This is a genomic window from Sphaerochaeta sp., from assembly GCA_022482495.1.
GTDB lineage: Bacteria > Spirochaetota > Spirochaetia > Sphaerochaetales > Sphaerochaetaceae > RUG023.
Map to the genome: position 1 here is coordinate 56,801 of JAKVPA010000005.1, position 18,993 is coordinate 75,793.

Here is an 18,993-nt window from a genome sequence, read left to right on the forward strand (position 1 = left end):
TCTGTATGGATCGGTTGTGGATTGTGGTATCCCTCGCATTGTCCCTGTTGACGCTCGTGATCATGTTCCTGCTGCGCGCGGAGGACAAGAAAGAAAAGAGCTTCTCCCGGGTGATGGAGTTGATCAGCCGATTCCGCTCCGAAGCGGGCAAGACGGAATCCCAGCTGAAAGAGACCAGCCAGCAGGCGAGCAATGAAATCAACGCGCAGGTCAACAATGTCCACAACCTGATGCGTTCCATTGACGCGAAGATCCTGGATCTGGAAGGCCGTAGCGAAGACCTTTCTAAACTCCAGGCGGTGATGAACAACTACCGTGACGTAATGGTCCAGCTGAACGCCCTGACGGATCAAGCCGAGGGCAAGATCCAATTGGTCAACGAACAGGTCGCCGAGGTGAAGCGGATCGAATCGGTCATCGCTGGTTTCCGCGAGGAGATCGCCCAGGCCCGGCAGGCCATCCAGAACGATCTGGACGCCTCCAAAGCAACCATTTCCACGCTGGAAGCGGAGACACTCCAGCGGTTGGGAGATACCAGGCAGACGGTGGAGAAGACGATGCAGAATTGCAAGGATGTCGTCTCCGGACTGAAGACAACCCTCCAAGAGGAGGAGGACGCCGCCATCGCCGCCGTACACAAAGAAACGGAAGAGCTTCGTCAGTTGGGGCAGAAGACCGATACGCTGGTCGAATCCTCCAAAGAGCAGTTCAACCAGTTGCAGGCTGATTCCGTCGCCCAGGTGAACAAGGATCTTTCCGCGTTCACCATCGCCAGCACGCAGAAACTGGAGACGGTGTTCAAGCAGACCATCGAGCAGATCGACGCGTCGTTCCTCACCATGGTGCACACCTCCCAGGTGTTCATCAATGAACTGGACAGCAGACTGGCTTCCACCAAGGAGATCACCTCATCGCTGGAAGCGAAAAGTGCCGATAACCTTGCCCAAGCCTCCCGGCGTCTGGATTCCTATTCCCGGCAGATCGCCGCCGCTCAGGCGGAAATCGTCTCCCAGGAGAACCGGAAGAAACAGATGGAGGAGAGCATCCATGCCATCCAGGAAGAAGCCCAGGCGCTGCATCAGGAATTGAACCATCTGAAAGAAGAGAAAGCGGCCATCATCAAGGAACGGGAGGAACGCCCCCAGCCGGTGATCATCCCCGCCCCCATTCCAACCAACCCCGTCCAACCGACCACCACCGAAGCTCCTGAAGAACCCCAAGTTCCTGAAGAACCGGAGGCCACCGAGGAACCCGAGGCCACCGAGGAACCCGAAGCCACCGAGGAACCTGAAGCCATCGAAGAACCTGAAGCCATCGAAGAACCTGAAGCCATCGAAGAACCTGAGGCCACCGAGGAACCGGAAGCCATCGAGGAACCGGAAGCCATCGAGGAACCGATACCTGAACTTGAGGATCTGGTGACCAGTCCGGAGCCTGTGGAGGATGCCAAGCCGCTTCCCCTTCAGGAGTTCGAGCCGGAGTTTGTGGCGGAGGACAAGGAGCCGGAACCGGTGGATATCCCTGATGAGAAAGAGTTGGGGAAGAAGAAACCGGAGAAAACGGTCAGTTACGTTCCTGTCGGCAAAGAGGAAGAAATTCGTCTGGACGATGAGAGCTGACGCGGCTTGACGATAGCGGATTGTCTCAGTACCTTACAGGCATCTACCGGGTGGGTTTGTAACACATTCAGTGAGAATACAACATGGGCGTTTCCGGACGGCTCCGGGAAGGCCTAGAAAAACTGAGGGATACCTATGGAAACAACTGAGCAGTCCAAAGAGACGAAAACGCCGGAAAAGCAGCAGGATATGGCCATGGACCAGAAGGAGGCCAAGCGTCCGGTCAATGACGCCGATTTGGAACATGCCAAAGCGGAGAACGCCAAGCTTTCCGAAGAAAATACCAAACTGAAAGCAGAGAATGCCGCGTTGCAGGAGAAAGTCAATCTGATCCTTCTGAAGTACGCGGATATGGACAACGCGCGTAAGCGTGCCATCCGTGATTGCGACGAGGGGATCGCCCGCGCCAAGGCCAATATGGTCAGGGATCTGCTCCCTACGTTGGATGATTTCCAACGTGCTGTCGCAGCCGCGGAAAAAGGGGATGACTACGGCAAGATGCTGGAAGGGGTGAAGATGATCCAAGCGAATCTCTTCTGCCATGTTGCAGAAGAACTACGGCTTGGAAGTGATGCATTCCGAGGGCAAGCCGTACGACCACAACCAACAGGAAGTGTTCCTGGTCGTCGAGGATGAGAAGCTGAAGGATGAGGTTGTCCTGGAGACCTTGATCCCCGGCTACACCATCGATGGCAAAGTGCTCCGCCCGGCGAAGGTCAAGCTGGGGAAACCGAAAGCAAAAAATTGACGATTGCACGTGGCGTGAGTATTTTACAAGCAGTTCGAGAGAACAATTGATTGATATGAACATTGGTAACGACAAGTGAGGAGATAGAGAGTATGGGTAAGATTATTGGTATTGATTTGGGCACCACAAACAGCTGTGTCGCCGTCATGGAGGGGAATGAGCCGAAAGTCATCATCAACAGTGATGGCGCCCGGACCACTCCGTCCATTGTGGCGTTCACCGACAGCGGCGAGCGCCTTGTCGGTCAGCCCGCGAAGAACCAAATCATCAAAAACGCTGAGAATACGGTGTATTCCATCAAGCGGTTCATGGGGCATAAATACAGTGAAGTGACGGAAGAGGCCGCACAGGTTCCGTACAAAGTGGTCGCCAGCAATGAAGGCTATGCCCGTGTGTTGATTCACGGCAAGCAGTATTCGCCGGAAGAGATCAGCGCCGCGATCCTTCAGAAGATGAAGGAAAGCGCCGAGGCCTATCTTGGCGAGAAAGTGACGGAAGCGGTCATCACCGTTCCCGCGTACTTCAATGACTCGCAGCGTCAGGCCACCAAGGACGCCGGCAGGATCGCCGGTCTGGATGTCAAGCGGATCGTCAACGAGCCGACCGCATCCGCCCTTGCCTATGGTCTGAACAAGGATACGTCCAAGGAAGAGAAGATCGTCGTCTACGACTTCGGTGGTGGTACGTTCGATGTCTCCATCCTGGAGCTGGGTGATGGTGTCTTCGAAGTGAAGTCCACCAACGGTGATACCCACCTTGGCGGTGATGACTTCGATGCCCGCATCATCGAGTGGATGAACAGCGAGTTCAAGAAACAGTACAACATTGACCTGAAGAACGACAAGGTCGCTCTGCAGCGTCTGAAGGACGAGGCGGAGAAGGCGAAGATCGCCCTGTCCACCACGATGAGCTATGAGATCAACCTGCCGTATATCGGCAACGTTGGTGGCAATCCGGTGCACCTTCAGATGACGTTGACCCGCGCCAAATTCGAGGAGCTGGTCGATGATCTGATCCAGCGGTCCAAACAGCCGGTGCAGAATGCGTTGCGTGACGCCGGCCTGACGGTCAATGATATTGATGACGTCATTCTGGTTGGTGGTACGACGCGTATCCCCAAAGTCCAGGAGACGGTTCGCCAGATTTTCGGCAAAGAGCCGCGTAAGGGCGTCAACCCGGATGAGGTCGTTGCCATGGGCGCCGCCATTCAGGGTGGTATTCTTGGCGGAGACGTCAAGGACGTCGTCCTGTTGGATGTCACGCCGCTTTCGCTGGGCATCGAGACCCTCGGTGGCGTCGATACCAAGATGATTCCGCGCAACACGACGATTCCTACCAAGAAGAGCCAGATCTTCAGTACGGCTGCTGATGGACAGACGGAAGTCACCATCAACGTCCTGCAGGGCGAGCGTGAGATGGCCTCGCAGAACAAGTCGCTTGGTCGGTTCAACCTGGTTGGTATTCCCGCCGCTCCGCGTGGGGTGCCTCAGATCGAGGTGTCCTTCGATATTGATGCCAACGGCATCGTCCACGTTTCGGCGAAGGACCTTGGCACTGGCAAGGAACAGAAGATCCGTATCGATGGAGCTTCCGGTCTTTCCGATGACGAGATCAACCGGATGGTGAAGGACGCTGAGTCGCATGCCGAAGAGGATAAGAACGCCCGCTCGAAGATTGACGCCCGCAACGAAGCGGAAAGCATCCAGTACAGCACCGAGAAGTCTCTGAAAGACTACGGTGACAAGGTGTCCGCCGATGAGAAGGTGAAGATCCAGAGCGCGTTGACCGACCTGAAGAACACGTTGGCCAACCAGAACGCCTCCGCTGAGGAGATCAAGGCGAAGAGCCAGGCCGTCCAAGAGGCTGCCTACAAGCTCTCCGAGGAGATCTACAAGGCAGCAAGCGCCAACGCCCAGGCCAATGCTGGTGCCCAGCAGCAACAGCAGCAGGCTGAGCAACCCAAGAAGGACGAGCCCAAGAAGCACAAGGGCAACGGTCCTGATGACGCCGACTATGAGGTGGTGAACTGATTGCCGGTTTTCTGCTACACTATCGGTTGAATGTGCATCATGTCGGCCAAAAGCCGACATGATGTATGTTAAAGGGTTGGAAGAGGTTGTATGGCGACAAAACGTGATTACTATGAAGTGCTCGGCGTCTCCAAGGACGCGACACTGGAACAGATAAAGAAAGCCTACCACAAGCTGGCGTTGCAGAACCACCCGGACACCCATCCCGGTGACAAGGCTGCTGAGGAACGCTTCAAGGAAGCCACCGAAGCCTACGAGGTCCTGGGGGACGAGAAGAAACGTGCCGCCTATGATCAGTTTGGATTCGCCGGCATCGATGGCGCCGGTGGGACGGGGCATGATTATTCCCATGTCTACCAGGATTTCTCCGATATTTTCGGGGGTCATGGCGGTTTTGAGGATATCTTCAGCTCGTTCTTCGGCGGTGGCATGGGAGGCGGCGGTGGTGCCAGACAAAGCCAGCAAGGCCCAGGGCCAGGCGCCAACCTTCGCTACGATGTGACGATTGATTTCGCCCAGGCGCTTGCCGGGACGAAAGTGGATATTTCCTACGCCCACCAGGTGATGTGCGACACCTGCCATGGAACGGGAAGTGAAGGCGGGGATGGAGGGACGAAAGTCTGCCCGACCTGCGGTGGCAGTGGACAGGTGCGCCGCAACAGCGGTTTCTTCTCCATCGCCACCACCTGCCCGACCTGCGGTGGAACCGGCCGGGTGATCGATCATCCCTGCTCCGATTGCCACGGCAGCGGCGTCAAGCGCAAGCAGACCAAGGTGCGGGTGACCATTCCTGCCGGGGTGGATACCGGAAACCACATGACGCTGCGCGGCATGGGGGATGCGGGAGCCAACGGAGGGGAGTCCGGTGACCTGTATGTCTACATCAACGTCAAACCGGACAAGTACTTCGTCCGTGATGGCGCCGATCTGTACCTGCAGATCCCCGTTTCGTTCCCCCAGGCAGCCCTTGGCTCGGACATCCAGGTGACCAACTGGGATGGCACGGTGCTGAAGGTCAACATCCCCAGCGGGACGCAGAGCGGCAAGTTGCTTCGCGTCCGTGACCAGGGAGCGCCAAAGCTGAACAGCACGGAGCGTGGGGACCTGTACATCAAGATTCAGGTGGATACCCCCAAGCGGCTTGGCCTGAAAGCCAAGAAGTTGATGCAGGATCTTGCCGAGGCGATGGGCTCTGATGACCATCCCTCTCCAGTGACGTTCGAACAATGAGGTGAATGATGGGCGAGAAGGTCTACGGGAAACATAACATCGAGGAAGCCATCAAGGTGGCTTCGATGGGTTCCACGCTGTATGTGTCCCGGTCGGTGGGGAAGGCGTACGCCGATGTGGAGCGCGCCGCGATGCTCACCGGGAAGATCGCCATCAAACGGATCAGTCCGGTCGAGATGGACCGGATGGTCCCCGATGCTGATCACCGGGGTGTGGTGCTGGACATCGGAGGCCCCCGCAAGGGTGGCGGCCGGTTGATCCAGACCTCAGTGGAACAGTTTCTCAAAACCCTTCCCGAAGGTCAGGGGGCGGTGGTGCTGGTGCTGGATGAGATCACCGACCCGCACAATCTGGGAGCGATCCTCCGCTCTGCCGACCAGTTTGGCGTGGATCTGGTGGTGGTCCCCCAGCGCAATTCCGCCGGTTCCACCGAGACGGTGACCAAAGTCTCTTCCGGAGCGGCACAGTACGTGCCGATGGCGGTGGAGACCAACCTGAACCGGGTGCTGACCACCCTGAAGAACAGTGGATTCTGGGTGTATGGCGCTGACATGAGCGGAACCTCTTCGTATGCCACCGAGTTCTCCTCCCGCACCGTATTGGTGATGGGCTCGGAGGGATCGGGAATCCGTCAGATGACCCGTTCCCTGTGCGATTTCATTGTTTCCATCCCGATGTCCGGACATATTGATTCGTTGAATGTTTCCGTCGCCACGGGGATTCTCCTGTATGAATTCCGCAGGCAAAAGCCGTTGGCGGATTCAACGAATATGCAGAATTAGGAATATTTCAGTCATAAAATATCATTTATTCTTGCAAGTTGCCGCTTCTCTCAATAAGATGGTACCATCCTATGAAAGAGGAGTGAGGAACCAATGAAAAAAACGCTCGCTGTTTTGCTCTGCTTGTTGATGGCCTTCTTTGCCTTTGCGCAAGGAAGCTCCGAACCTGCCGCCACAGCGCCTGCCGCAGCACCTGCCGCGGCCGCTAAACCGGCTGCTCCGAAGTATCACATCGGTGTCGTCACCGGAACGGTATCCCAGTCTGAGGATGACCTTCGTGGTGCCGAGGTACTGATCAAGGAATATGGCGCCGTCAAAGACGGTGGCATCATTCAGCACGTCACCTATCCTGACAACTTCATGGACGAAGCGGAGACCACCATCAGTGTGATCGCCGGTCTCGCCGATGATCCGTTGATGAAGGCCGTCATCGTCAACCAGGCAGTCCCTGGCACGACCGAGGCGTTCCGCAGGATCAAGGAGAAGCGCCCTGACATCCTGACCATCGCTGGTGAGGCGCATGAGGATCCGGCCGTCATCGAGAGCGCGTCCGACCTGGTCGTCCAGAACGACTTCGTCGCCCGTGGTTATCTGATGGTCCACACCGCCCATGAGCTTGGCTGCGACACCTTCATCCACATCTCCTTCCCGCGCCACCTCTCCTACGAGACGATGAGCCGCCGTGTCGCCATCATGAGGGCGACCTGTGAGGACCTTGGCATGAAGTTCGTCATGGAGACCGCTCCGGATCCGACCAGCGATGTTGGTATCCCGGGTGCCCAGCAGTACATGTTGGAGAAAGTCCCCGCGTGGATTGAGAAGTACGGCCAGAAAGCGGCGTTCTTCTGCACCAACGACGCGGAGACCGAGCCGCTTCTCAAGCAGCTGCTCGCCTATGGCGGCTACTTCATCGAAGCCGACCTTCCTTCTCCGTTGATGGGCTATCCTGGAGCCCTGGGCATCGACCTTTCCGCGGAAGCGGGCGATTTCTCCGCCATTCTGAAGAAGGTTGAGGCCGCTGTGGTCGCCAAGGGTGGCGCAGGCCGCTTCGGCACCTGGGCATTCTCCTATGGCTATACCACGACCGCCGGTCTTGGACAGCATGCGATGAACGTGTTGGATGGCAAGAGCGAGCTGACCAAACTTTCCGACCTGATGAAGGCGTACAACAAGTACACCCCGGGCGCCAAGTGGAACGGCAGCTACTACACCAACGTTGACACCGGTGTTCGCGCCAAGAACCACGTGTTGATCTATCAGGATACGTACATGATGGGCAAAGGCTACATGCACGCTACTGACGTCACCGTGCCGGAGAAGTACTTCACACTGAAGTAGGTTTCCTTGCACATACCAAGGGGGGGGAGGTCATCCCCCCCTTCTTGTAGCAGGGTGTGCTTCCAGCTGTTCGTTTCCTGAGCGAAGAGCTGGAACCATACAGAAGGATGGAGCAGATGAGTGAACAACAAACACCGTTGTTGGAAATGAGGAAGATTTCCAAAGACTTCTTTGGAAACAAGGTGCTTCAGGATATCAATTTTACCTTGGGTAAAGGAGAGATCCTTGGATTGGTTGGTGAGAATGGAGCGGGAAAGTCGACGCTGATGAAGATTCTCTTCGGCATGGATGAGATCCGTGAGACGGGAGGATACGGCGGGGATGTGCTGATGGACGGACAGGTCGTCCATTTCAACTCCTCGCGTGACGCGTTGAACCTGGGCATCGGCATGGTACACCAGGAGTTCTCCCTGCTTCCTGATTTCACCGCCGCGGAGAATATTCTGTTGAACCGGGAGCCGGTCAAACCGAGCTTCCTGTCTGATTTGTTCGGGGACCGGCTGGATACCATCGACCGCCCCAAGCTGGAAGAGATCAGCGAAAAAGCCATCAAACGGCTCGGTGTGCCGCTTGATGAGGACATGCTGGTTTCCCAGATGCCGGTAGGCCACAAACAGTTCACTGAAATCGCGCGTGAGCTTTCCAAGGAAGACAGCGAGAGCGCCGGACATATCCGGCTTCTGGTGCTGGACGAGCCGACGGCGGTGCTTTCCGAAAAGGAAGCCGATACGTTGCTGACGGCAATGAAGAAGCTTGCCAAGGAAGGCATTTCCATCATTTTCATCAGTCACCGGCTGCAGGAGATCATCGACGTCTGCGACCAGATCATGGTGATGCGGGACGGAAAGATCATCAAGCAGGTGCCCAACGACAAGAGCATCAACATCGCGGAGATCGCCCAGTGGATGGTCGGACGTGAAGTCTCCATCGGTTCCGGAGAAAAACGACCGTATGACTACCACAAAGCCAAGGTCGCGCTGTCCATCCGGAATCTCTGGGTGGATATGCCCGGTGAAATCGTCCGGGACGTCAACCTTGATGTGTACGATGGAGAAATCCTGGGCATCGGCGGGTTGGCCGGACAGGGCAAACTGGGAATCCCCAACGGCATCATGGGCTTGTACAACGGTGGCGGTTCGGTGGAGTTCGAAGGGAGGATGATCCCGATGAACATGCCGCGCGCCATGCTGGATTCCGGGCTCTCGTTCGTCAGTGAGGATCGCCGGGGTGTCGGCCTGCTGTTGGACGAATCGCTGGAGTGGAACATTTCGTTCACCGCCATGCAGGTGGAGAACAAGTATCTGAAACGGAAACTGGGATTCATCAAATGGCGTGACGAGGACGCCATCGCAGAGGAAACGAAGAAGTACGTGGACCAGCTGGCCATCAAATGCACCTCGACCAAACAGAAGGCGAAGGAGCTCTCTGGTGGAAACCAGCAGAAGGTCTGCCTGGCCAAGGCGTTCGCCATGGCCCCCAAACTGCTGTTCGTCGCCGAGCCCACCCGGGGCATCGACATTGGCGCGAAGGCACTGGTGCTCCAGGCGCTGAAGCGGTACAACCAGGAGCAGGGGACGACGATCGTGATGATTTCAAGCGAACTGGAGGAGCTCCGGTCGGTGTGTGACCGCATCGCCATCGTGACGGATGGACGGGTCCACGGCATCCTGCCGGCGACCAGCCCCAGTTCGGATTTCGGCCTGCTGATGGTCGGCCAGGGAAAGAAGGTGGCAAATGCATAGGATCAAGCAATTCATCAACAGTTTTGGACTGCCCCGCATCATCATCGGGTTGTTCCTGCTGCTGTTGTTCGTCGTGGCGCCGTTTGTCGGCGTCAAGGTATCGACCAGCATCAACGACACCATCGTGCGTTTCGGCATGAATGGCGTGCTGGTGCTCGCCATGGTGCCGATGATCCACAGTGGGTGTGGTCTGAACTTCGGTCTGCCGCTTGGCATCATCGCCGGTCTTTTGGGTGCGACACTCTCGTTGGAAGCGGAGCTGCACGGCTTCGCCGGCTTCTTGATGGCCATCGTCTTCGCCACGCCGTTTGCGTTGGTGCTGGGGTGGGGCTATGGCAGACTGCTGAACAAGGTCAAAGGCGGCGAGATGATGATCGCCACCTATGTCGGCTTCAGCTCCGTCGCCTTCATGTGCATGATGTGGCTGCTGCTTCCCTACAAGAACCCGACGATGGTCTGGGGGTACAGCGGCAGAGGCCTGAGGACGACCATTTCGACGGAGGGCTACTACCTCCACATCCTTGATTCGTTCCTGGAGATCAAACTGGGACCGATCACCATCCCGACGGGAATGATTTTGTTCTTCGCCATCCTGGCGTTTGGCATGTGGGCGTTCCTCCACACCAAGACCGGCACGGCGATGACCGCCGTCGGGTCGAACCCGGTGTTCGCCCGGGCAAGCGGCATCAACATTGATCGGATCCGCACGTTGTCCGTCATCATGTCCACCTGGCTTGGCGCGGTAGGCATTCTGGTCTACCAGCAGAGCTTCGGGTTCATCCAGCTGTACATGGGGCCGTTCTACATGGCGCTTCCCGCCGTCTCGGCCATCTTGATCGGAGGAGCCAGCGTCAACAAGGCGAGCATCCCCAATGTGATCATCGGGACGCTCCTGTTCCAGGGCATCCTGACGATGACCCCGTCGGTGATGAACTCTGCGGTGCACACCGACATGTCCGAGGTGGTGCGTATCGTGGTGTCCAATGGTATGATTTTGTACGCTCTGACCCGTAAGACGGAGGCGACACGATGAAAAAGGTACGCAAACAAACGGTTGGAGGGAAGATTGGAAACTTCATCTCCAACAACATGGTTCCCGTGCTGTTCGTCATCATCTGCGCGTTCAGCATTCCGCTTTCCGGGTACAGCGCAAACTATCTGTTCTCCGAGATCATCGTCCGGATGAGCCGGGATTCGTTCTTGATCGTCAGCCTGCTGGTCCCCATCATGGCCGGCATGGGGCTGAACTTCGGCATGACACTGGGCGCCATGGCGGCGGAGATCGGATTGATCTGCATCAGCGACTGGGGTGTGGTTGGCATTCCCGGCATGGTGCTGGCGGCCATCATCTCCACCCCAATCTCCGTGCTGTTGGGTTGGTGGTGCGGCAAGATCCTCAACTTGGCCAAAGGCCGTGAAATGGTGACCAGCTACATCATCGGCTTCTTCATGAACGGCATCTACCAGTTGATCGTCCTGTACTGCATGGGGGCCATCATCCCGGTGCGGAGCTCCAAACTGGTGCTTCCCCGTGGCTACGGCATCCGCAACACCGTCAACCTGTCCGGCATCCGCAAGACGCTGGACAACCTGGTGTCAGTGAAGATCGCCGGCATCAGCATCCCCATCGCCACCTTTGCCGTGATCGCCATCCTCTGCCTGTTCATCGTCTGGTTCCGCAAGACCAAACTGGGGCAGGACATGCGGGCCGTCGGGCAGGACATGGAAGTGGCCCGTGCCGCCGGCATCCGGGTGGAGGAGACCCGTATCATCTCCATCATCATCAGCACGGTGCTGGCCGGCTATGGCATGATCATCTACCTGCAGAACATGGGGACGCTGAATACGTACAACAGCCACACCCAGGTCGGCATGTTCTCCATCGCCGCGCTCCTTGTCGGTGGCGCGTCGGTCGCCAAGGCCAACATCCGCAACGTGTTCCTCGGCGTCATCCTGTTCCACCTGATGTTCATCGTCTCCCCGATGGCAGGAAAGAACCTGATCGGTGAAGCGCAGCTCGGTGAGTACTTCCGGGTGTTCGTCTCCTACGGCGTCATCACGCTGAGTCTGGTGCTGTACGAAGTCAGGAAGAAACGGGAAGCCAATCAGGAAGGCATGGAGCTGGCCGCTGACCAGAAGGAGGATGCGTGATGAACAGGAAACGGTTGTTGGTCCGCACCATAGCCATTGTGGCGGTGATCGCCCTGGCGCTGTTGATGTACTTCATCGGACGCCAGCATACCATTCTGGTGGACAACAAGACGGTCACCCTGGCCGATGGCAGTGAGATCAAGGCGCTCTCCACCGTGGTGGTGCGCGTTCGACAAGCAGGATGAGATGGAACTCGCCGGCCCGTGATCGTGACCAGTACATCGTCATGGCCCAGCGCCATACGATCTACCATCACCTACACGGATGCCCAGTGGGAGGAGCACACCTTCTCCCGCACGTTCTCCGTTCCGGTGGGGCTGGATATGGTGATCATCTCCATCCCGACATTGGTCGCCCATCAGGACGCCCCCCAGTCGGAGTGGTTGACCGAATACGTCGCCCCGACGGCGGTGGTCCGGCAGGATGCCCAGGCGGAAGAGGTGATCACTACGGAAGATACCGGATTGGGTACCAGTTTCTGAGACAAGGATCGCAAAGAAACAAAAAAGGGCCGGAGCAATCCGGTCCTTTTTTGTATGCGGTATGGGTGTCAGTTCTCGAAGAACTTGTTTCCGATGTCCTGGCGGTACCACGATCCGGGGAACGAAATGTACTTGGCTCCCTGGTACGCCTGCTTGTTGGACTGGACGATATTCTCCTTGATGCCTACCACGGTGACGCAGCGTCCACTGGTGGTCACCGCTTTGCCCCCGATGTTCTGGACACCGCCGAAGAAGAACAGCGGAGCGTCCTTGAAGGCGTTCAGCTGGATGGCTGCCGGCATGGGATCCAGCACCTTGCCGGTCTGTGGATTCTGGGGATAGCCTTCACTGGCGATGACCAAAGCCACGGCGGAGTTGGTGGAAACGGAAAGCTGGAAATCGGAGAGACGATCCTCGCGCATCGCGTTGATGATGTCGATGGCATCACTCTTGACCAACGGAAGGAACGCCTGGGTGGCCGGATCGTTGAACCGCACATGGTAGTCCACCAACATCGGACCCTGGGTGGTGACCAGCACACTGAACGTCAACACGCCGCGGTAGGCCATCCGTTCGACCTTCATGCCATACAGCGTTGGATCGATGATCCGGTCGATCACCTCTTTTTTGACTTCTTCCATCAATGGTACCGGGCAGACGGAGCCCATACCACCGGTGGGGATGCCGGTGTGTTCCGATTTCATGTAATCACTGCAGAACGGCATCAGAAGGTAGCCTTTCTGGTCGATCAACGCCGTGATGGTGACCGGAAGCCCGGTCAGGTGTTCCTCCAGGATGATCGGGCCGGTGGCGAGCAGTTCCTTGGAGAAGTCCATCAATCGGGAATACTGGTCGGAATCGACCATCACCCGGCTGGGTGCCACGCCGTTGCTCTTGACGACGAATCGTTCCCCTTCATGCCGCTTGAGGAATTCAGACAGGGAAGCCTCATCCCGGAACAGGTAGTGTGTCGGGGTGGGGATGTTGTGACGGTCGGTGAACGCACGGGAGAAGTCACGATCTCCTTCCATCTTGAGGGCTGCCGTCGGGGTGCCGAACGTCTGGATGCCTTTTTCGTTGAGTTTGTCGATCATGCCGGCGAACAGGGGTTCTTCCGTTCCGATCATCACGTATTCGATGGCATGTTTCTGGCAGACATCGTACACTTGGGCGAAATCGGCAGGATTGATGTTCAGATTGACGGCGAACGTATCCGTCCCGATGTTGCCGGGCGCCACGAACAACGCGTCAATGAAATGGCTTCGGGAAAGCCACCATGCCACGGCGTGCTCTTTTGCGCCGGATCCCAACACAAGTATGCGCATGCTTCACCTCTCCCTTGCAAACGGTATCATGTTCCAAGCGGAGTGGTCAACAACTGGCATACCGCAAGGTAATCGCCCCGGCTCTCCGCTTTTGTCAGCATTCGTTTCGCCTCTCCGACATCCCGCATTCCTTTCAGATAAAAGGTTGCGCACTTGCGGAACTGATGGCAGGCGCTCTTTTCCCCGTACAGCGCGATGGTCTTGTCCAGGTGCTCCATCATCACTTCGGTACGTATCTGCGGGGTGAGTTGCAGCGCTTCTTCCCCCTGTGCGAGCGCCTTGACGTCCTGGAAGATGAACGGGTTGCCGATGGCCCCCCGTGCGATCATCACGGCATCGACCGGCGTAGTGCGGAGCATCCGCACCACATCCTTGGCGGTGAACAGGTCGCCGCTTCCGATCAACAGGGGATGTTCGCCCTTCTTGTCCAGATATTCTCCCAGTTCGGTCAGCCGTTCCCAATGGGCGTACGGCGCGTATCCTTCCGTGCGGAGCCGTGCATGGAGCGTCAGCGCTTCCGCCCCGCCATCCAGTGCCGCTTGGGCGAACTCCAGGAAGTTCACATGGTCGGCGTCCCATCCCAGTCGGAACTTCACCGAAACGGGAATGGAGGTGTACCGTTTGATCTCCTGGACGATGGAGGTGATCATCTGGGGCTTTTTCATCAACGCCGAACCACTACCTGTCTTGGTTACCTTGGGAACCGGGCAACCGCAGTTGACGTCGATCATCACGGGATTCAGCGGCTGTACCTGTTCGACCGCCTTGGCGATCGGAGTGGTGGAACCCATGAACAATTGAATCACGTAGTCCGTCTCGCCGGGGGCGCGCTGCATCATGTCCGCCGTCTTGTCGCTGTCACGGTACAAGCCTTCGGCGCTGATCATCTCCGTATAGGTAAGATCCGCCCCATGGGCGATGCAGATGGAACGGAACGGCATGTCGGTGAATCCTGCCATCGGGGCGAGGAACAGATTTCCTCCGATGGTCTTCCCCCCGATGGTCACCGGATGGCAGAGAGGACGCTTCATGCGCTCTTCTCCTCCAGATTGAACGCCCGGAGGCTGTTCTCGTACAGCACCGGCGCGATCTCCTCAGGGTCGACGCCCCGGAGGGACGCGATGCATTTCAACGTTTCCGGCAGGAACGCCAGTTGGTTGCGTTGGTTCTGGTAGGGAACCGGAGCGATGAACGGCGCTTCACTTTCGATGACCATCCGGTCCAACGGCATCAGGCGGGCCACCTCCCTGAGGGAATGGCTGCTGGTGAACGTGACGTTGCCGGCGAAGCTGATCATAAGGTTCATGGACAGCGCCTCTTCGGCAAACTCCCAGTTTTCACTGAAGCAGTGGAGGATTCCCCCCGCTTCCGGCAGTTTGTCCCGGAGAATGGTAAGCACGTCGCCTCCGGCCATCCGGTTGTGGATGATCACCGGATAGTCCAGCTTGCGGGCGATATCCAGGCTTTTCAGAAACACTTCGATCTGGGCGTTCCGCTCCCCGTCGCGATGGTAGTAGTCCAGCCCGGTCTCGCCGATGGCGATGACCCCGGGAAGTTTGGCGTACTCCATCACTGTTTTCTCCCAGTCCTTGCCGGGATCCAGTGCGGTGGTCGGGGAAACCCCTACGGCATGGAAGACGTCATGCTGGCTCTCCAGATTGGCGTAGGTGCGTTTGAAATCGGCGAGGGTGTTGCAGATGCTGACCATGTGAGCCACTCCCTTGACCTTCGCCTTTTGGACCGCCATCAGCTGTTCCAGCTGGTTGGTGTCGATGAGACCGATGTGTGCATGTGTATCAAACAACCGCATGACGTGCTCCTTGAGGTGGTTCTCTTTCGGGATTATACGATGATGATACCATCACGGAGAGGGAAAGTCAAACGGCGTAATTCACAATCTTGACAATACTTACATCTTCCGTCTGTTTGACAAAACACCATGCATGTGATAGCGTGGGCAACATGAGAAAAGAGCATTACCACTCCACGATGGAGCAACAACATATCACCCGTCCCTCCAAGGCGTACATCTATCTGGTGCGCAATCCGTCCACCAACGAGATGACCGTGTGCGCGTGGGATGGAGTCCTGTACCCAGGCACTTCCGTCGTCACACCGACCCGCTATGGTCTGGACATGGGGGTTATTGTGGCCAACGCCGCCCACCTGGGTGGGGCCTACACCCCGGGGGACGCAACCTGCCGGGGCGCCTGCACCCGATGCGCCCAAGCCAGGGAAGAAGAAGCGGAGGAGGACGAACAGCCGCTGGTCGCCGCCGGCCAACCGGGGCCGGACGGAGAGCCGGTCGTCGCCCAAGGTGATGACCTGGATGAGATCATCTGGAACGAGGAGCCTGATGTCGATCCCTGCAGTGAGTGCGAGATGTGCACCAACGCCCGGGAGCCGGAGATGGTGGATATCTCCGGGGACGCCGTGTGGATCGACCGGCTTGCCACGCCGGCAGACCTTACCCGCTCCCAGGAACTGACCGCCAAAGAGGATGACGCCATGCGGATCTGCCGGGAGAAGATCGCCCAGCGAAAGCTGGAGATGAAGCTGGTCACCGCCCATTTCCTGCTGGGGGAGCCGAAGGTCCTGTTCTTCTTCACCGCTGATGTCCGAGTCGATTTCCGGGAACTGGTCAAGGACCTGGTCTCCGTGTTCCGCATCCGCATCGAACTCAGGCAGATCGGCGTGCGGGATGAGAGCCGCGTGCTGGGTGGCTTGGCCGTCTGCGGCAGGGACTTCTGCTGCCACTGTGTCACGGACAAGCTCAGCCCGGTGTCCATCAAGATGGCCAAGGAGCAGAACCTTTCGCTGAATTCGATGAAGATATCCGGACCTTGTGGCAGACTCCTTTGCTGTCTGGCATACGAATATGACTTCTACGTGGAGGAGAAGGCCAAGTATCCTCCGGAAGGAAGCCGGTTGAAGATCGGGGACGAACTGATGAAGATCACCGAGGTGAACATCCTTTCCAAGAAGGTATCCCTGTCGGGAAGCGAGGGACGGATGATGACCATCCCCACATCGGCATGCACGTTCAATCCGACGGAGAAGCGGTGGGAGCTGACCAAGGAATACCAGGACCAGTTATTCTCGGAGTGAAAAAGGGATAGGTCTGTATTGACCCATTTCATTGTCTGTGGTATTTTGTTAGACCGTCAGCCATTCGAGGCTGTGAATAGAAATCTTTCATTGAAAAGAACATACGTATCAGGAATGTGTTCGGAGGAAGTACATGAGAAATCGGTCTGCTGAGAAGAGAGAGCGCCAGGATGCCGTTCGCAGATTGCGCAATCGCGCGACGAAAGGTGCCATGCGCACTGCCTGCAAGAAGTTCGAGGCTGCAGTGGTAGCCGGAGACAAAGAGAAGGCTGCCACCACGTTGGCGCTTGCGCTCAAGTTGGTGGATACCGCGGCATCCAAGGGTGCGATCCACAGGAACACCGCCAATCGCACCAAGTCCCGTCTGAGTGGTCGGTACAATCGTTTGGTGGCTCCCGCCGCCGAGCAACCGAAAACCGAAGCTGCCCCCGCTCCCGCGGCCAACTGACGTCATACGGAAAGGATTGAGGAGTAGATCATGGCAGAGTCCAAATTGACAAAAGCGGCGATTATCGAAAACCTTCATGAAACTCACGGATTCAATCGGAGTGACATCCATATGATTATTGATGAGTTCTTTGAGGAAGTGAAAAAGGGACTCAAGAACGACAAGGTGATCGAACTCCGGGGTTTTGGCACGTTTGAGGTTCGCACCCGCAAGGGCCGTGAGAAAGCCCGCAATCCCAAAACAGGCGAGATTGTCGCCGTCGAGACCCATGGTGTTGCGATTTTCCGGCCCGGGAAAGAGTTGAAGGACTACGTCTGGAATCTTCGGGAAGCGAAGTCCGATACATAGGAGCAGTGGTTTGTCCGGTATTTCTCTTCGTAGGAACCTCAGGGCGGTATGTTCTGAGGTTCTTTTGTTATTGGTGAGTTCATTTGTCTACGCATTGGCTTTTCCCGGGTTCGTCACCAAGACGGGAATCGGCTTCATCGCGTTCTTCGCCCTGATCCCTGTCTTCATGGTGATCCGCAGGACATCCTGGAAACTCATCCCATGGTACGGGTTCTTCTATGGCTTCATGTTCTACCTGTTCTTCAACTACTGGCTGAAGTCATTCCATCCCCTTGCCATTCTGATCGTTCCGATCATCAAGGGCGGGGAGATGCTCCTGCTGTTCCCCTGTCTCAAGGCGGCGGACCGGTGGTTCCGCAAGCGTGGTTTTTTGGTGCAGGCGATCATCTGGACGGCATACACCTATCTCAGCCAGAGTTGGTTCGCCGGATATCCGTACGGCACCATCGCCTACGCCATCTGGCAGTATCGCCCGTTGATCCAGACCGCCTCCCTGTGGGGCATCTGGGGCATCAACTTTCTGATGATCCTTCCCCAGGCGTTCTTTGCCGTCCCGCTTGCCGACCATACGTCGGTGAAGGAATGGCTGGGAGAACGGAAACCGACGATGATCATCTACGCGGCGGTCATTGTCTTCTGCCTGGTCTTCGGCTTCGTCAGCATGGTCCATTGGGACGACGCCAAGCCGGATCGGACCTGGAGAGTGGCGACGGTACAGCACAACGCAAACTCCTGGCTGGGTGGCTACACCACGTACAAGCGGAACTTCAACAACCTGAGGAAGATGAGCCTGGAAGCGTTGGAACAGAAGCCACAGATGATCATCTGGTCGGAGACGGCGTTCGTCCCGTCGGTGGCATGGCACGAGAAGTATCCCTCCGATCCCGACACCTCCGCCCTGGTGGAGGAGTTCACTGATTTTGGCAAGAGCCTGCCGGTGCCGCTTCTGACCGGCAACCCGGAAGGGGTGCTGGATGATCCATCCAAGCCGGCCGTTTCGGAAGACGGCTCGTGGAACCGAAAGGACTACAACACCGTCATTCTGTTCGAGGACGGGGCCATCAAGGAGACGTACCGCAAGCAGCACCTGGTGCCGTTCACCGAGCACTTCCCGTACCAGAAACAGATGCCCCATCTGTACAACCTGCTGAAGGCCAACGATTACCATTGGTGGGAGAAGGGGACCGACCCGGTGGTGTTCCGCACCACCGACGGCCTGACGTTCTCCACGCCGATCTGCTTCGAGGATGTGTTCGGCGACCTGTGCGCCCGCTTCATCCGGGAAGGGGCCGACATGCTGGTCAACATGACCAACGACAACTGGTCGCAGTCCGTGGCGGCTGAAATGCAGCACATGGCCATGGCGGTGTTCCGCTCGGTGGAGAACCGGCGCACCACGGTGCGTGGCACCAACAGCGGCATGACCTGCGTCATCACGCCCGCCGGCAAGGTGGTCGACCCGATGACGCCGTTCAAGGCCGGCTGGCACATCTACGACGTGCCGGTTTACCAAAGCGCCACCCACAGCCAGACATGGTACACCACTTGGGGAGACCTGGTGGCCAAGCTGTTCGTCGGTCTGTCCATCACGCTGCTGTGTATCGGCGCGGTGGAAGCGATGTGTTCGAGAAGAAGGCATTGA

Annotated in this window: 17 protein-coding genes and 1 pseudogene; 15 read left to right on the forward strand and 3 right to left on the reverse strand. The window is 57.4% G+C overall.

The genetic code is table 11. From position 1 onward, the window contains the following. Nucleotides 1-5 precede the first annotated feature (5 nt). The 11 genes and pseudogenes from LKE28_06960 (at nt 6) to LKE28_07010 (ending at nt 12,122) form a co-directional block, all read left to right on the forward strand. Nucleotides 6-1,619 (forward strand): hypothetical protein, encoded by a 1,614-nt coding sequence (locus LKE28_06960; GenBank protein ID MCH3907971.1) that lies wholly within the window; start codon nt 6-8, stop codon nt 1,617-1,619. Nucleotides 1,620-1,814: 195 nt separating this feature from the next. Then, nucleotides 1,815-2,367: pseudogene (locus LKE28_06965) on the forward strand (nucleotide exchange factor GrpE). A gap of 92 nt (nt 2,368-2,459) precedes the next feature. Then, entirely contained in the window at nt 2,460-4,397 is a 1,938-nt protein-coding gene (gene dnaK / locus LKE28_06970) for a molecular chaperone DnaK (protein ID MCH3907972.1), read from the forward strand. A 90-nt stretch (nt 4,398-4,487) separates the two neighbouring features. Further along, on the forward strand, nt 4,488-5,627 hold the full coding sequence (gene dnaJ, locus LKE28_06975; GenBank protein ID MCH3907973.1) for a molecular chaperone DnaJ: 1,140 nt from the start codon (nt 4,488-4,490) through the stop codon (nt 5,625-5,627). An 8-nt stretch (nt 5,628-5,635) separates the two neighbouring features. Next, on the forward strand, nt 5,636-6,409 hold the full coding sequence (rlmB, locus tag LKE28_06980) for a 23S rRNA (guanosine(2251)-2'-O)-methyltransferase RlmB (GenBank protein MCH3907974.1): 774 nt from the start codon (nt 5,636-5,638) through the stop codon (nt 6,407-6,409). A 93-nt stretch (nt 6,410-6,502) separates the two neighbouring features. Beyond that, complete coding sequence (locus LKE28_06985) at nt 6,503-7,747, forward strand: DUF3798 domain-containing protein (protein MCH3907975.1); 1,245 nt, start codon at nt 6,503-6,505, stop codon at nt 7,745-7,747. Nucleotides 7,748-7,863: 116 nt separating this feature from the next. Continuing rightward, nucleotides 7,864-9,489: a sugar ABC transporter ATP-binding protein gene (locus LKE28_06990; GenBank protein ID MCH3907976.1), complete on the forward strand. Its 1,626-nt coding sequence runs from the start codon at nt 7,864-7,866 to the stop codon at nt 9,487-9,489. Further along, nucleotides 9,482-10,522: an ABC transporter permease gene (locus tag LKE28_06995; GenBank protein MCH3907977.1), complete on the forward strand. Its 1,041-nt coding sequence runs from the start codon at nt 9,482-9,484 to the stop codon at nt 10,520-10,522. Before LKE28_06990 ends, LKE28_06995 begins: the two co-directional genes overlap by 8 nt. Then, entirely contained in the window at nt 10,519-11,640 is a 1,122-nt protein-coding gene (locus tag LKE28_07000; protein MCH3907978.1) for an ABC transporter permease, read from the forward strand. The genes LKE28_06995 and LKE28_07000 overlap by 4 nt, the downstream gene beginning before the upstream one ends. Continuing rightward, nucleotides 11,640-11,825, forward strand: coding sequence for a hypothetical protein (locus LKE28_07005; protein MCH3907979.1), 186 nt, complete (start codon nt 11,640-11,642; stop codon nt 11,823-11,825). The genes LKE28_07000 and LKE28_07005 overlap by 1 nt, the downstream gene beginning before the upstream one ends. Nucleotides 11,826-11,843: 18 nt before the next feature. After that, nucleotides 11,844-12,122, forward strand: coding sequence for a hypothetical protein (locus LKE28_07010; GenBank protein ID MCH3907980.1), 279 nt, complete (start codon nt 11,844-11,846; stop codon nt 12,120-12,122). A 68-nt stretch (nt 12,123-12,190) separates the two neighbouring features. Here LKE28_07010 and purD read toward each other — a convergent pair whose 3' ends face one another. The 3 genes from purD to LKE28_07025 are packed head-to-tail and all read right to left on the reverse strand — an operon-like array spanning nt 12,191 to nt 15,257. Then, nucleotides 12,191-13,447: a phosphoribosylamine--glycine ligase gene (gene purD, locus LKE28_07015; GenBank protein MCH3907981.1), complete on the reverse strand. Its 1,257-nt coding sequence runs from the start codon at nt 13,445-13,447 to the stop codon at nt 12,191-12,193. Between the two features lie 26 nt (nt 13,448-13,473). Further along, the gene (locus LKE28_07020) at nt 13,474-14,478 is read right to left on the reverse strand and encodes a tRNA-dihydrouridine synthase family protein (GenBank protein MCH3907982.1); all 1,005 of its coding nucleotides are present in this window, start codon (nt 14,476-14,478) and stop codon (nt 13,474-13,476) included. Further along, nucleotides 14,475-15,257 carry a TatD family hydrolase gene (locus tag LKE28_07025; GenBank protein ID MCH3907983.1) on the reverse strand — a complete coding sequence of 261 codons (783 nt, stop codon included), beginning with the start codon at nt 15,255-15,257 and terminating at the stop codon, nt 14,475-14,477. Before LKE28_07025 ends, LKE28_07020 begins: the two co-directional genes overlap by 4 nt. Before the next feature lie 179 nt (nt 15,258-15,436). On the opposite strand from LKE28_07025, the gene LKE28_07030 reads away from it, so the two are divergent. The 4 genes from LKE28_07030 (at nt 15,437) to lnt (ending at nt 18,993) form a co-directional block, all read left to right on the forward strand. Beyond that, nucleotides 15,437-16,555, forward strand: a complete 1,119-nt coding sequence (locus LKE28_07030; GenBank protein ID MCH3907984.1) for a hypothetical protein — start codon at nt 15,437-15,439, stop codon at nt 16,553-16,555. 133 nt (nt 16,556-16,688) lie between these two features. After that, on the forward strand, nt 16,689-17,003 hold the full coding sequence (rpsT, locus tag LKE28_07035; GenBank protein ID MCH3907985.1) for a 30S ribosomal protein S20: 315 nt from the start codon (nt 16,689-16,691) through the stop codon (nt 17,001-17,003). 30 nt (nt 17,004-17,033) lie between these two features. Next, nucleotides 17,034-17,351, forward strand: a complete 318-nt coding sequence (locus LKE28_07040) for an integration host factor subunit beta (GenBank protein MCH3907986.1) — start codon at nt 17,034-17,036, stop codon at nt 17,349-17,351. A 73-nt stretch (nt 17,352-17,424) separates the two neighbouring features. Further along, nucleotides 17,425-18,993, forward strand: coding sequence for an apolipoprotein N-acyltransferase (lnt, locus tag LKE28_07045; protein MCH3907987.1), 1,569 nt, complete (start codon nt 17,425-17,427; stop codon nt 18,991-18,993).

Excerpts from the sequence above, each read along its gene's own strand:
- rpsT (MCH3907985.1), top strand. The coding sequence starts at position 16,689 with ATGAGAAATCGGTCTGCTGAGAAGAGAGAGCGCCAGGATGCCGTTCGC.
- LKE28_07040 (MCH3907986.1), top strand. The coding sequence starts at position 17,034 with ATGGCAGAGTCCAAATTGACAAAAGCGGCGATTATCGAAAACCTTCAT.
- LKE28_06990 (MCH3907976.1), top strand. The coding sequence starts at position 7,864 with ATGAGTGAACAACAAACACCGTTGTTGGAAATGAGGAAGATTTCCAAA.
- LKE28_06960 (MCH3907971.1), top strand. The coding sequence starts at position 6 with ATGGATCGGTTGTGGATTGTGGTATCCCTCGCATTGTCCCTGTTGACG.
- dnaK (MCH3907972.1), top strand. The coding sequence starts at position 2,460 with ATGGGTAAGATTATTGGTATTGATTTGGGCACCACAAACAGCTGTGTC.
- LKE28_07005 (MCH3907979.1), top strand. The coding sequence starts at position 11,640 with ATGAACAGGAAACGGTTGTTGGTCCGCACCATAGCCATTGTGGCGGTG.
- dnaJ (MCH3907973.1), top strand. The coding sequence starts at position 4,488 with ATGGCGACAAAACGTGATTACTATGAAGTGCTCGGCGTCTCCAAGGAC.
- LKE28_07000 (MCH3907978.1), top strand. The coding sequence starts at position 10,519 with ATGAAAAAGGTACGCAAACAAACGGTTGGAGGGAAGATTGGAAACTTC.
- rlmB (MCH3907974.1), top strand. The coding sequence starts at position 5,636 with ATGGGCGAGAAGGTCTACGGGAAACATAACATCGAGGAAGCCATCAAG.
- LKE28_07030 (MCH3907984.1), top strand. The coding sequence starts at position 15,437 with ATGGAGCAACAACATATCACCCGTCCCTCCAAGGCGTACATCTATCTG.
- LKE28_07025 (MCH3907983.1), bottom strand. The coding sequence starts at position 15,257 with ATGCGGTTGTTTGATACACATGCACACATCGGTCTCATCGACACCAAC.
- LKE28_06985 (MCH3907975.1), top strand. The coding sequence starts at position 6,503 with ATGAAAAAAACGCTCGCTGTTTTGCTCTGCTTGTTGATGGCCTTCTTT.
- LKE28_07020 (MCH3907982.1), bottom strand. The coding sequence starts at position 14,478 with ATGAAGCGTCCTCTCTGCCATCCGGTGACCATCGGGGGGAAGACCATC.
- purD (MCH3907981.1), bottom strand. The coding sequence starts at position 13,447 with ATGCGCATACTTGTGTTGGGATCCGGCGCAAAAGAGCACGCCGTGGCA.
- LKE28_06995 (MCH3907977.1), top strand. The coding sequence starts at position 9,482 with ATGCATAGGATCAAGCAATTCATCAACAGTTTTGGACTGCCCCGCATC.